The following is a 19,648-nucleotide window of genomic DNA, read 5'->3' on the forward strand; positions in this document are numbered from 1 at the left end:
GCTATCCGTGGAACACACTGCAGCCCACTCGACCTAAAGTCTAGCACTACATTTTTGATTCTGCAGTAATTTTTTTTATTTATATTTAGGATTAACGGGCTTGACTTGATCGGAAAATATATACCATGCCTTTAAAGGGGGCGGCTTTTCTGATATGTTGGCATGTAAATCAGAAAAGCCTTTATAATGAGAGCCATATAGAGGTATTTAACCAATTATCATGCGTGCAAGAACCTACCCTCGATCTCTACCTCATTATCTATCTTTTCTGCTTCAGTCAATTCAACTTTCTCGATTTTTTCTAAAGATGATGGACGAACCTTATTTAATTCGTTAACAAAAGTGCTGCCTTGACTGCTCCAGAAGTATGGTGAGTTACCCGTAAATTTTACATACGCTATGAGGAAGAGCAGTCCTGGAAGCACTGCTGATGCCAAAATAGCACCCGCGATGACCGTATTTCTTACATAGCGTACCCAGTCTTTATCACGGTGTTTGTCTAGCTCTTCGGTGGCGATTTTTAATTTGTCATAAAATGCCTTTACTCGTTCAGAGGGTTTGGGCTGCGCAATGGAATTATTTAGGCTCTCTAACAATGAGTTAAGATGCTCTATTTTAGGGCGTCTGGTTCCATTTTCATCGCTGGTCGAGTTTTCTAATTTTCGTAAGTAATTTTCAGTTAATGGCCTTAACTTTTGGCTGATGAGTAAAAGGTTTCTTGCTTCTTCCTCGCTATTTAAGGCTGCCTGAAAATCCTGATTTCTTTCGGTACTTTCGCGTAATTGTCTTCCTAAGGAGGCATTTGCTTCATTCTGTATATCTAATTGATTCTCTACACCGCGCTTCTCATTTTGGAGCTGTTCATTCGCAGCATGTAATTGTTTGTTATCAGCTGCTAATGTTACTTGATTTTCTTTAGCTCGATCAGCGATACCGTAATTTTCAATAGCATAACGCTCCACTAATTCAGCAAAAGTTCCCGCAGTGGCAATCGGGGGAAGCTCATCGATGCTATGCCCGTAATAGAATTTTTGCGCTGCTCGTTCAATTAACGTATGCGAGTTTTGACGAAGTTTGAGTACATAGATCCCAAAGTCGGCTGTTTTTTCAGGAACAAGATTACTTAAAGCACTCAAGTCATTCATAAATACTTGCATTTGTTCATGGAGCTTTGTTATCGCTTCAAGGCTATCTGCGTATTGCTCCACAAAATTTTCGGCGAGCTTTTCAATGATATTGGTTTCTTGACTATTCACCTCATCGGAGCCTAATTGTGAATGGTGTAGCTTAAAGTTGGCTTCGATTTGTTCAATTAATTCCTCGCAGCCATTTGTGCTTAACTGTGCAAAGATGTAGGCGATTTTAAGTGCGGGGGGATGGTCTGCTAATTCCTGATATGCAGGAGTATCCATGATTGCTGCGACTAAGCTATTTATTTGCAAGTTAGTGCCTTTGGCAACAAATTGAGCACTAAGATCGTGGAAAAATCGTTGTAACCGCTTATCTGTAGATTGATTAATGCGCTCATAGCTCTTTGTCAATATTTGATATTGATCTTCTAATGTCTCGCCAATTCCCGATACGGCTAGTTTTGTTAATTCAGAAACAAAGGTTTGGGCAATGTCATCTTGCAGCGTCGATAATTCTTTAAATTTTTGCAGTAAGCTAATAATAGCATCAAAAAGTTGCTGTTTTTCCGCTTTTTTATCTGCGGAGCTCCAATCAACTGTTAAATAGTGTGTGCTGACTAATTGAATAACGCTGCCGAAGTTTTTGCTAACTACATCACGTGTCGCTTTGTCACGTAGGTTGGCACTTTTGTTATCTACCAGGATGTAGCTGCTGTTTAAATCCTCAATCCTCTCTTGCTCCGCAAGAGGTCTAATATTTTTCTCTAAAACAGTACTAACTTTATTAACGATCTCTGCTAGATTCTCTGGAGGGTGCTCTAATTGGAACAAGCTGAAAAAGTATTCTTGTATTAGTCGGGCTTGTTCATCATTAACAAAACCTGAATTAATGGACATAACATCGGTCAGGAGTCCATAGGTATGACTTGTTTTCTCTGGATCCCCTTTGCGCAGTATTCGTCGCTGTGGAGTAACCCCCATCAGGGTATAACTGGTGCTATTAAATGCCTCATATGCTTTTCTGTTTTGCGCGATTTTGTCATATAGCTCGCGATAGATAGCTGAAAAATTAAGTTTCGCTACATCAATTTTTTTATTTTTAGGTTTTTCGGCTAGTTCAATGGGTTCTGATTGTTCACCAACGAGTGTAATTTCGCTATGTTCGTCCTCGGATTCATCAAGTTGGGCATCCGCTAGATCGGCAAAAATATCGGAAAGGTTCTCTTCATCATTTAACACGATGGCATATTTTCGGCCTAAAGCCGTATGTTTTTTAAAAAGCTCTTGGCCCAGATCGTTAAAGATGATCCCATGTTGGTTTAAAAAATCCAGCAATTTATAAATTAATAACTTCTGGACATGGGTTGCCTTTACTGATGAGTCGGTCATGACCACTTTTTGCTGTGAGGCATTATTTCCAGCAGAGCCTGTACCGTGATGACCTGGAATGGTATAGCACACAAACTTTTGTTCTGGTGATTCTGGTTGAATCCATGCAGGGGTAAATCCTAAGGAAGAATGTTCATTTTCGTAATACAGAATCTGAACGTTTTGGGCAATTGGTGGAATGGTAAAATAGCGATCGTCATACCAAGTTATGGGAAAGCAATCCCCTGGTACAGGATCAACGCCCAAAAAGTTAATTGAGGTATTTGGAATATTCTTTTTTAGAGATTCAAACCACGTTGCTCGTTCTTCTTGTGGAATAAACTGTAATTGCGCTTTTAAATGTTCAATAATATCTGGAGTGTTATTAATCGGTTTTTTTGCGTTATGTCGTTCAGTTTGTTGGCGGAGTAACTCTGCAATGACTTCATCAATCGAGTTACACGCTGCAATCATATTTTGTACGGCTTGTATCTCATGAGTAATCAGCGTGGATTCAACTGCCCCTCTACTATGGGCAATGATATTAATTGGTTGTTGGCCGCGAGCAACCGCGAGTAATATTTCAGCAACCCCAAAACCAATTTTTTCACCCACGTTTGCGCCGCTAGTTGTAGGGCCATTTACAACCGTAACTTCATCCGTTTTATAGGGGATTGGGCTTAGATTTATTTTTGCCTCTTCTTCCACCTTAACTTGCATGCTCACCAAACTTAATGATTCTCCTTTTGGATAATCACTAACGACCTCTCCTTTTTTTAATACATGGTCTTTTTTTGTTTTTTTAGTAATGGGGTATAGCGTGGTATCTGTACCCAACATAGTAAGGAGAAATGGTTTGGTTTTGTCGTCTGGATGCATTTTGGTACCTCTTAAAACACAGCTGACCATTATAACACAGGTTTGTAGATAAAATAAACAGTGGCGGGCTGGTTTTGTTCTTATTTAATGCGCTTTCCTCACTGATCAATTTTTATCGAAAAAGACTTTTCCTGTAAATATTGGCTTGGGATAACTTGCACTGTGCTGAGGCATTGGCGATAATTTGTCTTTTGCATTAAGGGGAACATTTTGAGTGTTTATGTGAAAGAGCCCCAAGCTCCAGCACAAGCATGTGTCATTTGGATGCATGGGTTGGGTGCCGATGCTTCTGATATGGTCGGTTTGGCTGATCAATTGGTGGCAGGGGATGTGGCGTTACGCCATGTATTTATCAATGCGCCTATGCGCCCAGTGACGCTCAATAATGGCATGGTAATGCCTGCTTGGTATGACATTCTAGGAATGGAATTAGTTGACCGGCAAGACAAGGAAGGTATTGAGCAGTCAGAATGCTTAATTCGCGAAGTGATGGATGCCCAATTGCGAGATGGTTTTGCTTTTGAGCAGCTGTTTTTAGCAGGATTCTCACAAGGCGGGGCGATGGCTTTGCATACAGCCCTACACACCCCTGGCCGGTTGGGCGGGGTTATAGCTTTGTCAGCATACTTGCCTTTAGCGGATCATAACAGACCAAAGCTTGATAAGCATACGCCGATTTTTATTGGGTCAGGGCAATTTGATCCTTTAGTAGTACCGAAGTGGGTTGAAATGAGTAAAGATTGGCTGTTAAACAATGGTTACACATATCTTACGGATCACAAGTATCCTATGGAGCATTCTGTGTGCATGGATGAAATTAGAGATATCAGCCTTTGGTTATGCCAGCACGCTCCTGGGAGTATTTTATGACAATAGTAAAAAAATCAAGAACTGTAGGGTATTCCTGCGAACAAATGTTTCGTTTAGTGAATGAGGTAGAACATTATGCTCAGTTTCTACCCTATTGTGCGGAAAGTGTAGTGCATCATCGTGATGAAGACGAAGTACAAGCAACCTTAGTGATTGGCGCGGCAGGCATGAGTAAATCCTTTACCACTCGCAATCGTTTGCAGATTAATAAGATGATTGAAATTCGGTTGGTTGATGGCCCATTTAGCCATTTGGAAGGATTTTGGCGTTTTGATGAAGTTGATGAGGGCTGCAAGGTTTCTTTTGACTTAGAGTTTGAATTTGCTGGTCGCATGTTTTCTATGTTACTCGGGCCGGTTTTTGAACAAGTAACCGATAAAATGGTTGATTCTTTTTGTGAGCGGGCAAGGGTAATTTATGGTGAAGGTTGAGCTTGTTTATATTACTAAGGAACAACAAATAGTGCATCAGCGGCTGGAGTTGAAGCAGGGCGCAACCGTTGCGGATGCATTGCTTGTATCTGGAATATATGATTCTCATCCTGAAACCGAAAAGATGTCTGTAGGCATTTATGCGAAACAGGTGACATTGGATACCGAACTTAAAGACGGCGATCGGGTTGAAATTTATCGTCCTTTATCTCTGGATCCTAAAGAGAACCGACGCCAACGAGCTCAAGGAAAGAAGTAAAAAATTACGAATCAAACGCAGGTCGGGCCTATGATGGCCCGACATTCTTTATGTGATTTAAGAACTTAGATTCGCTCAATTCGTTTTAAGGTTCCATTAGAGAAATACAAACTTACAGTAATGATCGTAATATTTCCATGACCACGGCGCCAGGTATAGGCATAATCCCAACGGTCATTATTAAAGGTAGGACTTAATAAACTCGTTCCCATTAAGATGGCAACATCATTCTTACTCATGCCAATTTTTAAGCGTTTTAGCTTGGATTCGGGTAATAAGTTTCCTTGCTGAGCTACTCGACGTGCAAAGTCAAAGGAGGTGCATTGAGTTAGAGTTAGGGTACATAAAATACCAAGGAGTAAAGCTATTATTCTCATTTTTTTGCCTACCGTGAAAAATTTCGCCATAATAGCACGTCATTTACTGAAAGACACCTGCAAGGTATGTAGAACTTCGTATCTTAGAGAAAATAGTCGAACCAGGAGCATCGATGCATGAAAGTAAGCAATTAAAAAATGCCGGATTAAAAATAACCTTACCACGTTTAAAAGTATTGCAGATTTTAGAACAGTCTAGTAACCATCATTTAAGCGCTGAAGGGGTTTATAAGGCATTATTAGAAACCGGTGAAGACGTCGGCCTGGCGACGGTATATCGTGTATTAACCCAATTTGAAAATGCTGGCCTAGTCACGCGTCATAATTTTGAAGGCGGGCATTCAGTCTTTGAATTAAGCCAAGGTGCTCACCATGATCACTTAGTATGTGTGAAGTGTGGTTTTGTCGAAGAATTTGTTGATGAGGTGATCGAACAACGACAAAAAGAGATTGCTGAACGTGCTCATTTTAAGATGACTGATCACGAATTAAATATTTATGGGATCTGTCGGCGTTGCCATTAACTTAGTGACTCCATTTTAAATTGTAGATGAGCCCCATGCGTGCAACAAGGTATGGAGCTACACTTGAACTTCATATCGTGCCATGGGCCAACCTGCAAGCTATTGAGAATAGAGCACGGTCACATACTTATTTCTCGCCCAGAACGTCTTCCCTTTTACCCAGCAAAAAATAGGTCTTTATCGCTCCAAAACCTTTCACTGTGATCGTATCATAAGGTTCAATAATGAACTCTTCTTCTAACATAAAAGCCATCTTTTCTGAGATATGAATTTTATTAGGCAGAGCACTTTTTTCTAAGCGACTGGCTAAATTAACGACGTTGCCCCAGACATCATATAAAAATTTCTTATGGCCAATAACTCCAGCAATTACCGTCCCATAAGTCATACCAATGCGAAATTGCAGATTCATTTGCTGAGATTTATTAAAGGCTTGCATGCGTTCTAAAATAGCGAGAGAATAATTTGCCATATTTATTGCATGCTGTGTTGTCTGCACCGGAACTCCTGCAACTGCCATATAGTTGTCACCAATGGTTTTTACTTTTTCTACATGGTATTTCTCAGTAATACTATCGAGCTCTGCAAACAACTTATTCAAGATGGTGACCGTTTTTTTCGGACCTAATTGGTCTGTTAGCTCACTGAAATTTATAATGTCCGCAAACATTACACTGGCTTGAGGATATTCATCTGCAATGTTTTGCTCACCTAACTTAAGGCGAGAAGCGATTGACTCGGGTAAGATATTGAGGAGTAATAAGTCATTTTCTTCATTGGCCTTGGACAAAGATCTTAAGGTCTGCACTATAGAAAATATCATGATGATCGTTGAGAGGAATGCAAATCCTAAGGCTATGGAAATGGTATGTTGCACTTGTGCCTCAATGCCGAGAATGGTGCGTTGCACTCGTGAGTTTACGTGCTCAAAAAATTCTCGAATAGGTTGCATTACCTCTGTTTTGGTATTCATGTACTCATCATTAAATAATAATTTTTGCGCTAGTTCAGGATCTGGTTTTCCTTGGATGCTGTAATGCCCTGAGCTGTCTTGAAACTTTCCATCTACGGCATTCATTGCTTTTATTTCTATTTGAGTCAATGCGTTACTTTTATTTTCAGCCTTAGCCAGAAGAGCAAACTCTTTTAAGGTGAAATGATGCTCTAACATCATTTCCGCTAGGGATTTAGGTGTTTGATAATCTTTGGGGCTTTTGTTTGTGATAATTAAATCCCAGTAGGGTTCGTCATATTTTACCGGACGGGGGGCCGCGCCATTACGTATAGCTAAGACTTGATCATAATAATTTCGATATTTTTTATTGCTGGTAGTCACATAAAGGCGAGCCATTGTAGTTAAATCATCAGAGCTTTGGCGTAATTCATCGGCGATCGCATAAGCTTTGTGGCGATCCAGCTCGGTAAACATTTCTTGTGCGGAGTAGTATTTTAATTCAAATAAACAATAGATTAGGCAAATTAGCGTAATTGCCAAAAAGAAGAAAAAGCAGTTGATAAGCCGGGTATTTTTCAAGTTTAATTTCATGCACAGTAGCCATGTGTAAACACCTAGTTCTTACTTAAAAAGATAGACTATTTTGGGCTAATAGGGGTATTTTTAATAACTAATTTTAAATGCTATTCTTTAAGAGTAAGTATTTGTATTTTTTCATTTAGGACAGGCAGTATCAATTAGGATTATTTAATGAAATTATTATTTTTAGGCACCGCAAGCGGATTGGGTAGCGATCCATTGAATTATCAATCCAACATGCTGCTTCTTACTGATAATGGCAAAAAGCTATTAATTGATTGTGGTACAGATATTCGTTTTTCATTAACTAAAGCTAATTATACGGCCGAAGATATTGATGCGGTTTATATTAGTCATTTGCATGCGGATCATGTTGGCGGTATGGAGTGGTTTGCACTGCAACGGATGTTTGTTTCGCACAAAGGTAAACCTACGCTGATTGTTCATGAAGAATTGGCGGGGATGCTTTGGGATCATTCGCTCAGTGGAGGTTTAAAAACACTGAATGAGGTTGACGCAACGTTGAGTGATTTCTTTTTGGTGCAAACGGTTGCCCATGGACAATACTTTGAATGGGAGGGGCTACGAATAAACTTAATTAAAACCGTCCACGTGCATTCCAATGGTTGTTTAATGCCCTGTTATGGTTTGGACATCGCTTATCAAGGAAAAAAATTTTTTATCACCGCGGACACGCAATTTACACCCGATGATTTTAAACAATACTACGAAGATGCCACCATTGTGTTTCATGATTGTGAAACTTTACCGGCCCCCAGTGGTGTGCATGCACATTTTGATCAGCTAACCACGTTAGCTCCCGAAATTAGGTCCAAAATGTGGCTTTATCATTATAATGATGGGACCTTACCTGATACAAGCACCCATGGATTTCGAGGCTTTGTTCGTTGTGGACAAATTATTGATTTAAGTTAATAATGCGTTGCATCTGCCAGTTAATAGACTAGACAAACCTTATTTTCCCCGTATTTTATTGTTATACTGCTAAGCTATTTATTCGAGGTGACAGGGACAGTTAGTTATGTGGATTGTATGGATTGCACTGTCGCGACCGTACACTTTTATTGTTTTAGCGCTGATGTTACTTATCATTGGCCCATTAACAATAATGCGTACTCCTACCGATATTTTTCCAGATATTAATATTCCTGTAGTGAGTGTGGTGTGGAATTACACGGGATTGCCTCCGGATGAAATGGGGAATCGCATTACCAGTGTTTTTGAACGTGCTGTAACGACAACGGTCAATGATATTGAACATATTGAATCGGAATCACTGCTCGGCGTCAGTGTCACCAAATTGTTTTTCCATCCGGGAGTTAACATTGATGTAGCTCTAAGCCAGGTAACGGCGATTTCCCAAACCATCTTGAGAAACCTGCCTCCTGGCTCATTACCCCCATTAATTCTAAATTATAAAGCATCCACGGTGCCGGTATTACAATTAGTGTTATCCAGCGCAACCATCCCTGAGCAAAATCTCAATGATTTGGCGAATAACTTTTTACGATCGCAGCTTGCTACTGTGCAGGGGGCGGCAATCCCATTTCCCTATGGCGGGAAAACACGGCAAATTCAAGTCGATCTTAATCCGAAGGCCATGCAAACCTATGGCATCTCGGCACAACAAATTAATGCGGCAATTGGGGCGCAAAACTTAATCGTTCCTGCAGGAACCCAAAAAATTGGTACTTATGAGTACATTGTTAAACTTAATGGGAGCCCACTTGTTGTTGATCAAATGAACGATTTTCCTGTAGCGTCGACTCCAGGAAGAGTACTTTTTATTCGGGACGTTGCCCATGTACGAGATGGATTTGCGCCGCAGACGAATATTGTGCGGGTGGATGGGCAGCGGGCGGTAATGATGTCCATTCAAAAATCAGGTAATGCCTCTACTTTAGATATTATTAAGCAAATTAAAGACTTGTTGCCTAAGGTGAAAGAGATTTTGCCTGAGGGGTTAAACTTGTCTCAATTCGCGGATCAATCTATCTTTGTTACGGCTGCGATTCAAGGGGTTATTACGGAAGGGATCATTGCTGCAGCGCTAACCGGGCTGATGATTTTACTCTTCCTTGGGAGCCTTCGTAGTACCTTTATTATCACCATCTCAATTCCTTTATCAATCATTGCCTCTATTACCATTCTTTCCGCCTTGGGTGAAACCATTAATATTATGACCTTGGGCGGATTGGCGCTTGCTGTAGGAATCTTAGTTGATGATGCGACCGTAGCGATTGAAAATATTAATTGGAACTTGGAGCAAGGCAAAGAGGTAGAACAATCGATTTTGGATGGGGCTAAGCAAATTGCTATCCCTGCCTTAGTATCTACTTTATGTATTTGTATTGTATTCGTGCCCATGTTTTTCTTGGGGGGAGTTGCGCAGTACTTATTTGTTCCATTAGCTGAGGCGGTAGTCTTTGCGATGTTAATGTCATATATTTTGTCACGGACCTTAGTTGCTACCTTGGCTAAATATTTATTAAAGAAACATGATTTGTCGGTAGATAAGCCTGAAAGTACGAATCGTTTTGTGCGTATGCATGAAGCCTTCGAGCATAAATTCGCCGAATTTCGTCTGCGCTATTGTGACTTGCTTTCTTCGGTCTTAAAAAATGCGACATTTTTTATTCCCTGCTTTTTAGCTATGGTGTTGGTCTCCTTGTTTTTGCTATGGCCGTGGTTAGGTTCAGATTTTTTCCCCAATGTGGATGCTGGTCAAATTAAGTTGCATATTCGAGCTCCAACCGGGACTCGGGTTGAGGATACGGCACGTCTCGTTGACAATGTGGATACGGTAATTCGTCGTATCATTCCAGCTGGTGAACTGGATAGTATTGTTGATAATATTGGCTTGCCAGTAAGTGGTATTAACTTGTCTTACAGTAATTCGGCAACTATCGGACCTGAAGATGCGGATATTTTAATTTCTTTAAAAGAAGGCCATCGTCCTAGTCCTGACTATGTTCGTAAATTAAGAACGGTTTTAAATAATGAATTTCCTTCAGTATCCATTGCATTTTTACCGGCAGATATTGTGAATCAAATTATTAACTTTGGTTTGCCCTCGCCAATTAATATTCAAGTTATTGGTTTAAAAAGAAAAGAGAATGCCCAATATGCAAATCAGTTGATACGAAAACTTAAATTGATTCCTGGTCTTGCGGATGTGCGTACTCGACAAGCAGATAACTATCCGGTTTTATTTGTTGATGTGGACCGAAGCCTTTCTAAAGAAATTGGTTTTTCTCAATTGGATATTGCATCGGATTTATTAATTAGTTTATCCGGAAGCTTCCAAACTTCTCCGACTTTTTGGTTAGATCCTCATAATGGTGTTTCTTATCCAATTGTTACCCAAGCACCGCAATATGTGATGAATTCACTACAGGCATTGAAAAATCTTCCTATTGGAACGTTAACACTGCCAAGCCAAGTACAAATTTTGGGGGCGGTGAGTCAAGTGACGCGTGCTTGGACCTCCGCCGTTGAATCCCACTATAATGTTCAGCCAGTAATTGATATTTTTGCATCAATACAAGACCGTGATCTTGGGGCTGTAGCTAAAGATATTCAAAGGATATTGAATGAGACCCAAAAGGATTTGCCTAAAGGTTCTTCGGTCGCAATTCGCGGTCAGATTGATACCCAAGCTCATGCCTTTTCAGGCCTTTATTGGGGCTTAGCATTTTCCATTTTACTCGTGTATTTGTTGATTGTTATTAATTTTCAATCATGGTTGGATCCTTTTATTATTATTACTGCATTACCCGCCGCATTAGCAGGGATCGCCTGGATGTTGTTTTTAACCCATACCCCTTTAAGTGTGCCTGCATTAACGGGAGCAATTATGTGTATGGGGGTGGCAACTGCCAACAGTATTTTGATCATCAGTTTTGCCAGGGATCATCTTGCGACAACCCCCAATCCTTTTATAGCCGCTCTTGAAGCGGGAAGAGCGCGCCTACGTCCTGTATTGATGACTGCTTCTGCTATGGTGATTGGTATGCTACCTATGGCTTTAGGCTTAGGAGATGGTGGCGAGCAAAATGCACCATTAGGAAGAGCGGTCATCGGCGGTTTATCGTTTGCGACCATTGCCACGCTCTTTTTCGTGCCGGCAGTTTTTTATGTAATTCACGAGCGTAAATTGAACGCGAAGATGAAGCAAAGGAATAACAATGTTTGATAAAATGCGATTACACCTTAAAGACAAACGGCATCGTCATTATGTGATTGGTCTTTCTATTTTCTTACTGATTGTGCTGTTGATGATTATCTTTCGCATTCATGCCGCCATGGTTTTACGTAAACGTACTGTTGCGGAGGCGGTAACCGTGGTACGGGTTCTTGAGGCGACAGCGGCTAAGGGAACGGATAAAATTATTTTACCAGGAAATGTTTTGGCTTGGCATGAGGCTCCCATTTTTGCCCGTACGAATGGGTATGTGCGAAAGTGGTATGTTGATATAGGTAGTCATGTTAAGGCTGGTGATCTCCTCGCTGACATTGAAACGCCTGAATTAGATGCACAACAGCGTCAGGCCGTAGCTGATTTGAATACCGCAATTGCTAATAATAATCTCGCTCAATCTACGGCGAAGCGTTGGGTGAATTTATTAAAAACAGATTCTGTTTCCAAGCAAGAAACCGATGAGAAAGTCAGTAGCGCAAAGGCCCTGCAAGCGGCAATGATCTCTGCCAAAGAAAATCTTGCGCGATTAAATCAGTTAGTTGGGTTTCAACGAGTAATAGCTCCTTTTGATGGCGTAATTACTGCGCGTGCTACTGATATAGGCGATTTGATTAATGAAGGTAGTAGTACTACAGCCAAACCCTTATTTCGTATTGCTCAGACAAATCCCTTGCGCGTGTATGTCAAGGTACCGCAAAATTTATCAACGCGTCTGACTTCGGACATGCAGGTAAGTTTACATTTTGCAGAGCATCCCAATAAGGTGTTTGCTGCGAAATTGTTTGATACAGCCCGAGCGATTGATCCGAACACACGCACTTTGCTTGCACAATTTACGGCGGAAAATAAAGAGGAACTGATGTTATCTGGTAGTTATACGGAGGTTTGGTTTACATTTCCGTTACCACCCAACACCGTACGTTTACCCGTAAATACCTTAATTTTCCAAGCGGCAGGATTGCAGGTTGCGGTCGCTGATAAAAACAATAAGATTCAATTAAAATCAGTAACCATCAGTCGTGATTTTGGTGCTGAAGTGGAAATTGCTACTGGCGTGACCCCGGGCGAGCGTATCGTTTTGAATCCTCCCGATTCAATTTCCAATGGTGAAGTGGTGCGGGTAGCTTCATGAAAAAACTAAGTATTCCTGGTTTATTTGTTTTTGTTTTGGCTGGCTGTTCTTTGGCCCCAAAATATGAGCGTCCGTTCATGCCGATTCCAGAGCATTTTAAAGAGACTGGAACTTGGAGAAAAGTAACCACGAAACCCCGGCTAGTTAAGCCGGATGCTTGGTGGGAAGCCTTTAATGATCCGATTCTTAATGATTTGCAAGAACGCTTGACGAGTGCTAACCAGGATTTAAAAATAGCATTTGCCCATTATCAGGATGCCTATGCTTTAGCGCAAGTTGCGCGAGCAGCACTTTTCCCTACATTGCAGGCTTTATTTAATGGAGACAGGCAGCAAAATTCAAGGACGGTTGCGAACCCGCCTACGGTCTTTGTTTATAATCAATTTTTAGCGGGTGGTTATCTAAGTTATGAACTTGATGCTTGGGGGGCTGTACGCAATCAAATAGTTGCCACTGCTCAGACTGCGAAAGCTAGTGCTGCAGATGTAGCCGCAATTCATCTAAGTTTACACGCGGAGCTTGCCAGCGATTATTTTGCCTTAAGAGGCAGTGATGAACAACTACGCATTTTAGAGCAAACCGTTGCAGCCTACAAAAAGGCGCTTTATTTAACCCAACAACGTCATAAAGGTGGGGCTGCCCCTATTGCTGATGTTGATGAGGCGGAAACACAAGTTGAAAATGCCAAAACTATGGCGGAAGATATGCGCTTAAATAGGGAGCAGCTGGAGCATGCTATTGCGGTCTTAGTCGGGGAAATTCCTTCTAATTTCTCTTTGGCTCCTGCAAAATTATCGAAAAAGTACTTAGCTATTGCGCCGAATATGCCATCAACCTTATTAGAGCGTCGACCGGATATTGTTGCTGCGGAACATCGAGTACAATCGGCGAATGCCAGCATTGGCGTTGCCCGTGCTGCATTTTTCCCACAATTTAATTTAACTGGAAGTGGTGGTTTTCAAAGTCGTTCTTTAGCTAATCTAATTTCCAAACCCAGTGTGTTTTGGTCTATTGGGCCGTTGAGTTTGCTAACGCTAATTCAGCCAATTGCCGAAGTTACCGTTTTTGATGGAGGGCGGTTACGCAGTCTATTGAATCAGGCTAAAGCCGATTATTTTGCAGCGGTAGCTGCTTATAGAAAGTCAGTTCTAACGGGATTCCAGGATGTTGAAGATAATCTTATTGCGATGAAACAATTGGATAAGGAACGCATATCGCAGGATGCAGCAACTCGGGCGGCAATGCGCGCTTGGGTCCAAGAGCAATATCGATATAAAGGTGGTTTAGTGACCTTCTTACAAGTTGTGGTTGCGGAAAATACGGCATTGCAGGCAGAACTTGCTTCGGTAAATATACGCACTCGTCGACAAATAGCTAGTGTGCAGTTGATTAAAGCTTTAGGTGGGGGATGGTCTTTTGATGCGACTAAGCCCAAAGGAATTAAAAACTCATAAAAGAAAAACCTGGTTGCAAGCAACCAGGCTATATTACCCCGAGCAATGTGTGGATTATGCTGTTACTCTTGCCACTAACTGCGTATCTACAGAATAACTATCAGTTGTTGCCGCAATAATCATTTGCGTCATTTTTGCAAGGAGGCTGAACGTTATTGATGCGGCGAGGCAAGCTACCCCGACTTGGAGGATTGCGGTTCCTAAAATAGCCGCTCCCAGGCAACCTGCAGTAAAAGCAAAGGCCGCTTTGAATCCTGTATTTTCCATGTAGGTAAGAAAAGATTTATCAAAATATTCAGTATTAATGAATGCCTTATAGGCCATCATTGCTGGTATAACTAAAAGCGCCCCACCAAGAGCAGCAGCACTTGCGGTCATAACAAGAGAGCCAATAGTTGGAACAGTAGCACCAATTAAAAGACCGCCAAAAACACCATTTTTTGCGGTATGAAGTGCGCCAATCCCCACATCACCTATTAATTGTTTTGTTTGGCGACTACGAAAAAAGTTAGTCATTTGTTGTTTCTCATGATTAAATTTGGATTGATATGTTATTTAATTGATCAGTGTTTGTCAAGCATAACCAGGAAGAATGCGAGGAGAAGAGAGAACTAGGTAGTGCAAGCGTCATTGTGAACTCAGTGAAGCAGTACTAACGAAGCATCGTTTTGGGGTGCTTCACTGAGTTCACAATGATGGAAAGTTGCCTACAAACACAAGGTGTTAAGTACGAGACGATTTTTAATCGAGTTTAATGGTATATGAATAGCTACCCCAGCCATCATATTCGGTTTCAAGATAACGAATGCCATTGCAAGAGGCATTAACTTTAGGATGATTCATGTAAGGACCATCTTTAATATCGAGTACACACCAGTTCTCTGCATCATAGGCCACAGTAACGTGGGCATATCCGCTTTTGCATTGATAAGAATCTCTGATAAGGAAGCTGCGAGGTCCTATCATTTGCAGAATAATATCTTGATCGCTAAATCCATTGACAATATGAATCTCGGGGTGTGTATCATCGCTTAAACGAAAATAATCTTTATAGCCACAGTAAAACTCTTTTGCATGAGCATTCATTACCATAAAGCTTGATGCTGCTAATACCATCCATTTATTCATTTTAAAGCACCTTATTGTTTAAAATCGAAACGGATTATAGATAAAAATTGCTTTATAAACAATCATTCTGCAGCAATAGGCCCACCTGATTTCACATAAGTTGGTTTGGCAAGCCAAACCAGTGCCAGTAAAAAAGTGAAGACCCAAGCGGAAGCCCTGAATATATCATTTGTAGCCAGCATGAATGCTTGATTAATTATGGTTTCATAGAGTACCCCGAAACGTTTTATCCCATGGATTCCTAATGAGTGTAATTGGTCAAGTGCTTGTTGAGTGAAGGGGCTAAAAGCATTGACGTATTCTACGAGATGGCTTTGATGTAAAGCTTCTCTATCATTCCAGAGCGTGACACTAATTGATGTTCCAAAACTTCCACCTAGAATTCGGAAGAAATTCCCCAGACCAAGAGCACTTGCCATTTTTTCAGGGGGTAGGTCAGCTAAAATCATGGCCACGAGCGGGGTAAAGAAAAAGGCAAGACCGAATCCTTGTACAAAGCGCGGTTCAATAAGTTGGATAAATCCGATATCCGTATAGAATAAGGATTGCCAGTAGGAGGTAAAAGCAAACACCACAAAGCCAATGCTTGTTACCATGCGTAAATCAAATCTGCCCATGTAATTTCCTACAATAGGAGTAAGAATAAACGGGATAATCCCTACAGGCGCTACGGCAAGACCTGCCCAAGTCGGGGTATAACCCATTTGTGTTTGTAACCATAATGGGAAAATAACCACGTTAGAAAAATAGACTAAAAAGCCGAGGGTCAGACAAATAACCCCAATGGTAAAATTTCTGTTTTTAAATAAGTACAGGTCAATAATTGGATCGCACTGTGTTAGTAACCAAACCACTAAAAAGCTTAGTGCGATCAAGGACATAATGCTTAAGGAAATAATGATATTGGAATGAAACCAATCTAAGTCCTGGCCTTTATCTAATAAAACTTGTAAACAGCCAATACCAATAATTAATAAGATTAAACCGACATAATCGATTGGACGCTTGACGATGGGAGTTTCTCTTCCTGATAGGGTGATCATGGTAAAAATCACCGAAAAAATACCGACAGGGACATTAATATAGAAAATCCAGGGCCAGGTGTAATTATCGGTAATATAACCGCCCAGAATCGGTCCAAGTATGGGCCCAACTACCGCTGTCATCGCCCATATTCCTGTAGCTAAGCCTCTTTTCTCCGGAGGGTAGTTTGCTAGCAATATACTTTGCGATAAAGGAATCATGGGGCCAGAAACCGCTCCTTGTACTACCCGGAAAAAAATAAGCATGGGCAGATTAAACGATAAACCACAGAGAACGGAGGTAATGGTAAATAAGGCGGTAGAAAATAGAAATAGGCGGACTTCACCAAAACGGCGCGCAAGCCAGCCGGTAAGTGGCAACATAATGGCTTGGCTTACCGCAAAAGAAGTAATGACCCACGTCCCATTATCTGGACTTACACCGAGATCTCCAGCAATGGTTGGAATCGCCACATTCGCAATAGATACATCAAGAACATTCATAAAAATGGCTAATGACAAGGAAAAGGTCATTAATCCCAGTCGACTGCCAGTTAGTGGAGGAAACTCAGTCATGCTGTTCTGCCTTAGGTAAAGACATATCAGGGGAGTTTGCTTTTAATATGGAATCAATGAGCGTGTCTACTTTGGCTAACTGGTCAGCAAAGACCGTAGTTTTATATTTAAATAGCGCGTTATTGGTCGTCGGCATTCTACTGCCATCGCGGTTGCTCGTATCCACTGTAACCCGCATTGAGAGGCCAATTTGTAATGGGTTTTTTTCCACTTCTTTTTCATCAAGTTGAATCCGTACGGGCAATCGTTGAACGATTTTAATCCAGTTCCCCGTAGCATTCTGCGGCGGCAGTAAGGAAAATGCAGAGCCAGTTCCGGCATTCAGTCCAAGTACGTTGCCATGATAGGTTATGCCCGGGTAGGCATCTGCATAGAGAAGAACCGGTTGGCCTACGCGAATATGCTTCAGCGAAGATTCCTTATAGTTGGCATCAACCCAGGTATCATGCAAGGGGACAATCGCAAGCATTGCAGTGTCTCGTGCGATTTGTTGCCCTGGATGGATATTTCGTTTGGCAATGAATCCTGTGACTGGGGCGACAATAGTTGTTCTTTGGATATTTAAATAAGCGTTTTTAAGATTCGCTTTGGCTGCTTCCACGAGGGGGTGGTTATACAGGTTAGTGTTTTCAATTAATGCATTTGCGGCATCTAATTGACGTAGGGATGCTTGGTAGCTCGCTTGGGCTGCATCCAATGCTGTTTGGTAGTGTTGCATTTCTTCACGTGATACGGCTCGGTTACCTACCAATCCTTTGCGACGTTTTAGGTCCAGTTGCGCTTTGATTAGATTTGCCTTATCTAAGATTACATTTTGTCGTGCCTGAGCAGCATTTTCAAAATATTGGCGGACTTGGCGCACTGTTTGGCCTAAATCGGCTTTGGCTTTTTGCAAGGCTATGGCATAGTCAGCCTGATCCATTTTAATAAGGACCTGTCCTTCTTTAACCATTTGCGTGTCTTCGGTATGAACTTCAATCACGGTTCCCGGTATTTGCGCCATGAGCTGGACCAAATTACCGCTGACATAAGCATCATCGGTATATTCTTCAAATTGTCCCCAAATAAGCCAATAGATAAGCCAGATAATTGCAATAAATAAAAATAGGCCTCCAAGGGCTAACATCGCTATTTTACGCTTGTGTAGGGTCTCTGGGGTTGCACCAACGCGTTCTTCTTTTTGGGTCATAATGATACCTCGCCACCAAGGGCTGCTAATAAGGCTACAAAAGCTTGTTTTTGACGGGTTTGTAAACTAATGAGCAGTGATTTTTGTTGCACTACTAATTGTTTTATTTCAAGAAGCTGCACGTAATCAATGACTCCGCTAGCATAACGTGACCGAAATAACCGGTAATTGATTTCGGTCGCATGTGCTGCTTTTTCTTGAGAATTAACTTGTTTATTGAGTGTTTGTACCGCGGTCATTTGATCGCTAACTTCACGTAAGGCATTTAAAATCGTTTGATTGTATAGATTCACCGCAAGCTCGTACTCTGCACGCTTTACGCCTAGATTTGCTTTGCGGGCTCCTGCATCAAAAATAGGTAATTCGAGTGCGGCTTTAACCCCTTCAGTTTGGAGGGCAATATGGAACAGCTTGCTAAAGTAAAATGATTGTAAGCTAAGCACACCGCTTAAATTAATATTGGGGAAAAAGGCTGCTTTGGCTACTTTTATTAAATGTGCTGCTGCTTGAGCACGGGCGCGCGTGGCTACAATATCGGGTCGGCGGCCTAGTAAATTTGCAGGAATTATTTTAGGTAATGCTAGTTCGTGTTTATTATAGAGAAATTTAGTGACTTCAATCTCTGTATTGAACGGATTTTTTCCCATTAAGGTCGCTAATTGGTGGCGTGCCTGCATTTCTGCTCGATGATAGTCATCAACCGATAGGCGAGCTGCTTGGGTGCTTGAGATGGCTGTTTTTACGGGAATGTCTGACTCCACACCCTGTTTGGCACGATCGGTAACAATCTGTTCAAGTTCTTCTAAAATGCGTACATTTTCTTTTGCTAATTGTTGCTGAAGCAGATTATTTTGTAGATCAAAATAAACTGAGGCAATGGTCGAACTTAAAATTAACCGTGTTTCCTCCATATCCATATGTGTCGCAAAACTTTCATTGACGCTGCTCGCAAAAGTTTCCCGATTTTTGCCCCACAAATCCAGTTCGTAGTTAAAATTTAATGCCAGGTTTTCGATACGAGCTTGGTTCGCTATTATTTCAGTGAATGGTGGGGGAACTACTCCGTGAAAGGAAAAGTGGTCTTTGGCAATAGAGCCTTGGAGATCTGCTGACGGCCAAAGTGCGGAAAAGGCACCTTTAGCAATTTGTCGGGCACGGTCAATACGTGCCCAGGCACTACGTATATCAGGTCCATCTGTTAGCGCTACGCCAATTAGCTGATGGAGTTGGGGATCATTAAAGCGAGTAAGGCCGCTCTTGGGTTGATTGGTGCTTGGGATCTTATAAACATGGGCTACTGCCAAATTAGAGGCATTAATTTGAGGCGTATGACTTGAGGTCACGCTATGAAGTTTGCAACCGGTTAATACAGATGCACAGCAAAGGCCTGTTAATAAGAGCGAGCGCAAATTTAAATCCCTGTTCTTTCTTATAAGCGCCTTAATTTATCAATATTTTTATGGAAAATATACCTTTATGATGCCTCCTTTTTTGCATCGACAAGAACGGCAACTGTTGAAGATTTAATAGTGTTCATAGTGATTGTTTTTTGG

At 41.4% G+C, this 19,648-nt stretch carries 16 protein-coding genes; 8 read left to right on the forward strand and 8 right to left on the reverse strand.

The window, feature by feature from the left end; genetic code table 11:
• Positions 1-218: 218 nt before the first annotated feature.
• Entirely contained in the window at positions 219-3,377 is a 3,159-nt protein-coding gene (locus E1P08_RS09670; protein ID WP_133136821.1) for a coiled-coil domain-containing protein, read from the reverse strand.
• A 222-nt stretch (positions 3,378-3,599) separates the two neighbouring features.
• Here E1P08_RS09670 and E1P08_RS09675 point away from each other — a divergent pair, with 222 nt between their 5' ends.
• The 3 genes from E1P08_RS09675 to E1P08_RS09685 are packed head-to-tail and all read left to right on the forward strand — an operon-like array spanning position 3,600 to position 4,937.
• Positions 3,600-4,247 carry an alpha/beta hydrolase gene (locus tag E1P08_RS09675; protein ID WP_133137022.1) on the forward strand — a complete coding sequence of 216 codons (648 nt, stop codon included), beginning with the start codon at positions 3,600-3,602 and terminating at the stop codon, positions 4,245-4,247.
• Entirely contained in the window at positions 4,244-4,678 is a 435-nt protein-coding gene (locus E1P08_RS09680) for a type II toxin-antitoxin system RatA family toxin (protein ID WP_133136822.1), read from the forward strand. Before E1P08_RS09675 ends, E1P08_RS09680 begins: the two co-directional genes overlap by 4 nt.
• A complete protein-coding gene (locus E1P08_RS09685; RefSeq protein WP_133136823.1) occupies positions 4,665-4,937 on the forward strand; it encodes an RnfH family protein in 273 nt (90 codons plus the stop codon). The genes E1P08_RS09680 and E1P08_RS09685 overlap by 14 nt, the downstream gene beginning before the upstream one ends.
• A 65-nt stretch (positions 4,938-5,002) precedes the next feature.
• On the opposite strand, the gene E1P08_RS09690 is transcribed toward E1P08_RS09685, so the two are convergent.
• The gene (locus E1P08_RS09690; protein WP_133136824.1) at positions 5,003-5,344 is read right to left on the reverse strand and encodes an outer membrane protein assembly factor BamE; all 342 of its coding nucleotides are present in this window, start codon (positions 5,342-5,344) and stop codon (positions 5,003-5,005) included.
• Between the two features lie 83 nt (positions 5,345-5,427).
• Here E1P08_RS09690 and fur point away from each other — a divergent pair, with 83 nt between their 5' ends.
• The gene (gene fur / locus E1P08_RS09695; RefSeq protein ID WP_133136825.1) at positions 5,428-5,838 is read left to right on the forward strand and encodes a ferric iron uptake transcriptional regulator; all 411 of its coding nucleotides are present in this window, start codon (positions 5,428-5,430) and stop codon (positions 5,836-5,838) included.
• 127 nt (positions 5,839-5,965) lie between these two features.
• On the opposite strand, the gene E1P08_RS09700 is transcribed toward fur, so the two are convergent.
• A complete protein-coding gene (locus E1P08_RS09700) occupies positions 5,966-7,384 on the reverse strand; it encodes an adenylate/guanylate cyclase domain-containing protein (protein ID WP_207387356.1) in 1,419 nt (472 codons plus the stop codon).
• Between the two features lie 159 nt (positions 7,385-7,543).
• Here E1P08_RS09700 and E1P08_RS09705 point away from each other — a divergent pair, with 159 nt between their 5' ends.
• The 4 genes from E1P08_RS09705 to E1P08_RS09720 all read left to right on the forward strand — a co-directional run bounded on the left by E1P08_RS09705 (position 7,544) and on the right by E1P08_RS09720 (position 14,180).
• Positions 7,544-8,308, forward strand: a complete 765-nt coding sequence (locus tag E1P08_RS09705) for an MBL fold metallo-hydrolase (RefSeq protein WP_133136827.1) — start codon at positions 7,544-7,546, stop codon at positions 8,306-8,308.
• A gap of 106 nt (positions 8,309-8,414) precedes the next feature.
• A complete protein-coding gene (locus tag E1P08_RS09710) occupies positions 8,415-11,588 on the forward strand; it encodes an efflux RND transporter permease subunit (protein ID WP_133136828.1) in 3,174 nt (1,057 codons plus the stop codon).
• Positions 11,581-12,726, forward strand: coding sequence for an efflux RND transporter periplasmic adaptor subunit (locus E1P08_RS09715; RefSeq protein ID WP_133136829.1), 1,146 nt, complete (start codon positions 11,581-11,583; stop codon positions 12,724-12,726). Before E1P08_RS09710 ends, E1P08_RS09715 begins: the two co-directional genes overlap by 8 nt.
• Entirely contained in the window at positions 12,723-14,180 is a 1,458-nt protein-coding gene (locus E1P08_RS09720; protein WP_133136830.1) for an efflux transporter outer membrane subunit, read from the forward strand. The genes E1P08_RS09715 and E1P08_RS09720 overlap by 4 nt, the downstream gene beginning before the upstream one ends.
• A 54-nt stretch (positions 14,181-14,234) precedes the next feature.
• Here E1P08_RS09720 and E1P08_RS09725 read toward each other — a convergent pair whose 3' ends face one another.
• The 5 genes from E1P08_RS09725 to E1P08_RS09745 form a co-directional block, all read right to left on the reverse strand.
• A complete protein-coding gene (locus E1P08_RS09725) occupies positions 14,235-14,696 on the reverse strand; it encodes a hypothetical protein (protein WP_133136831.1) in 462 nt (153 codons plus the stop codon).
• A gap of 225 nt (positions 14,697-14,921) precedes the next feature.
• A complete protein-coding gene (locus E1P08_RS09730; protein ID WP_133136832.1) occupies positions 14,922-15,308 on the reverse strand; it encodes a hypothetical protein in 387 nt (128 codons plus the stop codon).
• A gap of 62 nt (positions 15,309-15,370) precedes the next feature.
• Entirely contained in the window at positions 15,371-16,906 is a 1,536-nt protein-coding gene (locus E1P08_RS09735; RefSeq protein WP_133136833.1) for a DHA2 family efflux MFS transporter permease subunit, read from the reverse strand.
• Positions 16,899-18,095: an HlyD/EmrA/EmrK family protein gene (locus E1P08_RS09740; protein ID WP_133136834.1), complete on the reverse strand. Its 1,197-nt coding sequence runs from the start codon at positions 18,093-18,095 to the stop codon at positions 16,899-16,901. The genes E1P08_RS09735 and E1P08_RS09740 overlap by 8 nt, the downstream gene beginning before the upstream one ends.
• Positions 18,092-19,504, reverse strand: coding sequence for an efflux transporter outer membrane subunit (locus E1P08_RS09745; protein WP_133136835.1), 1,413 nt, complete (start codon positions 19,502-19,504; stop codon positions 18,092-18,094). The genes E1P08_RS09740 and E1P08_RS09745 overlap by 4 nt, the downstream gene beginning before the upstream one ends.
• Positions 19,505-19,648 lie beyond the last annotated feature (144 nt).

The sequence above is a fragment of the Legionella rowbothamii genome (genome assembly GCF_900639985.1).
In the GTDB taxonomy this organism is placed as follows: Bacteria; Pseudomonadota; Gammaproteobacteria; order Legionellales; family Legionellaceae; genus Legionella; species Legionella rowbothamii.

Excerpts from the sequence above, each read along its gene's own strand:
- E1P08_RS09670 (WP_133136821.1), bottom strand. The coding sequence starts at position 3,377 with ATGCATCCAGACGACAAAACCAAACCATTTCTCCTTACTATGTTGGGT.
- E1P08_RS09680 (WP_133136822.1), top strand. The coding sequence starts at position 4,244 with ATGACAATAGTAAAAAAATCAAGAACTGTAGGGTATTCCTGCGAACAA.
- E1P08_RS09685 (WP_133136823.1), top strand. The coding sequence starts at position 4,665 with ATGGTGAAGGTTGAGCTTGTTTATATTACTAAGGAACAACAAATAGTG.
- E1P08_RS09690 (WP_133136824.1), bottom strand. The coding sequence starts at position 5,344 with ATGGCGAAATTTTTCACGGTAGGCAAAAAAATGAGAATAATAGCTTTA.
- fur (WP_133136825.1), top strand. The coding sequence starts at position 5,428 with ATGCATGAAAGTAAGCAATTAAAAAATGCCGGATTAAAAATAACCTTA.
- E1P08_RS09700 (WP_207387356.1), bottom strand. The coding sequence starts at position 7,384 with ATGAAATTAAACTTGAAAAATACCCGGCTTATCAACTGCTTTTTCTTC.
- E1P08_RS09705 (WP_133136827.1), top strand. The coding sequence starts at position 7,544 with ATGAAATTATTATTTTTAGGCACCGCAAGCGGATTGGGTAGCGATCCA.
- E1P08_RS09710 (WP_133136828.1), top strand. The coding sequence starts at position 8,415 with ATGTGGATTGTATGGATTGCACTGTCGCGACCGTACACTTTTATTGTT.
- E1P08_RS09715 (WP_133136829.1), top strand. The coding sequence starts at position 11,581 with ATGTTTGATAAAATGCGATTACACCTTAAAGACAAACGGCATCGTCAT.
- E1P08_RS09720 (WP_133136830.1), top strand. The coding sequence starts at position 12,723 with ATGAAAAAACTAAGTATTCCTGGTTTATTTGTTTTTGTTTTGGCTGGC.
- E1P08_RS09725 (WP_133136831.1), bottom strand. The coding sequence starts at position 14,696 with ATGACTAACTTTTTTCGTAGTCGCCAAACAAAACAATTAATAGGTGAT.
- E1P08_RS09730 (WP_133136832.1), bottom strand. The coding sequence starts at position 15,308 with ATGAATAAATGGATGGTATTAGCAGCATCAAGCTTTATGGTAATGAAT.
- E1P08_RS09735 (WP_133136833.1), bottom strand. The coding sequence starts at position 16,906 with ATGACTGAGTTTCCTCCACTAACTGGCAGTCGACTGGGATTAATGACC.
- E1P08_RS09740 (WP_133136834.1), bottom strand. The coding sequence starts at position 18,095 with ATGACCCAAAAAGAAGAACGCGTTGGTGCAACCCCAGAGACCCTACAC.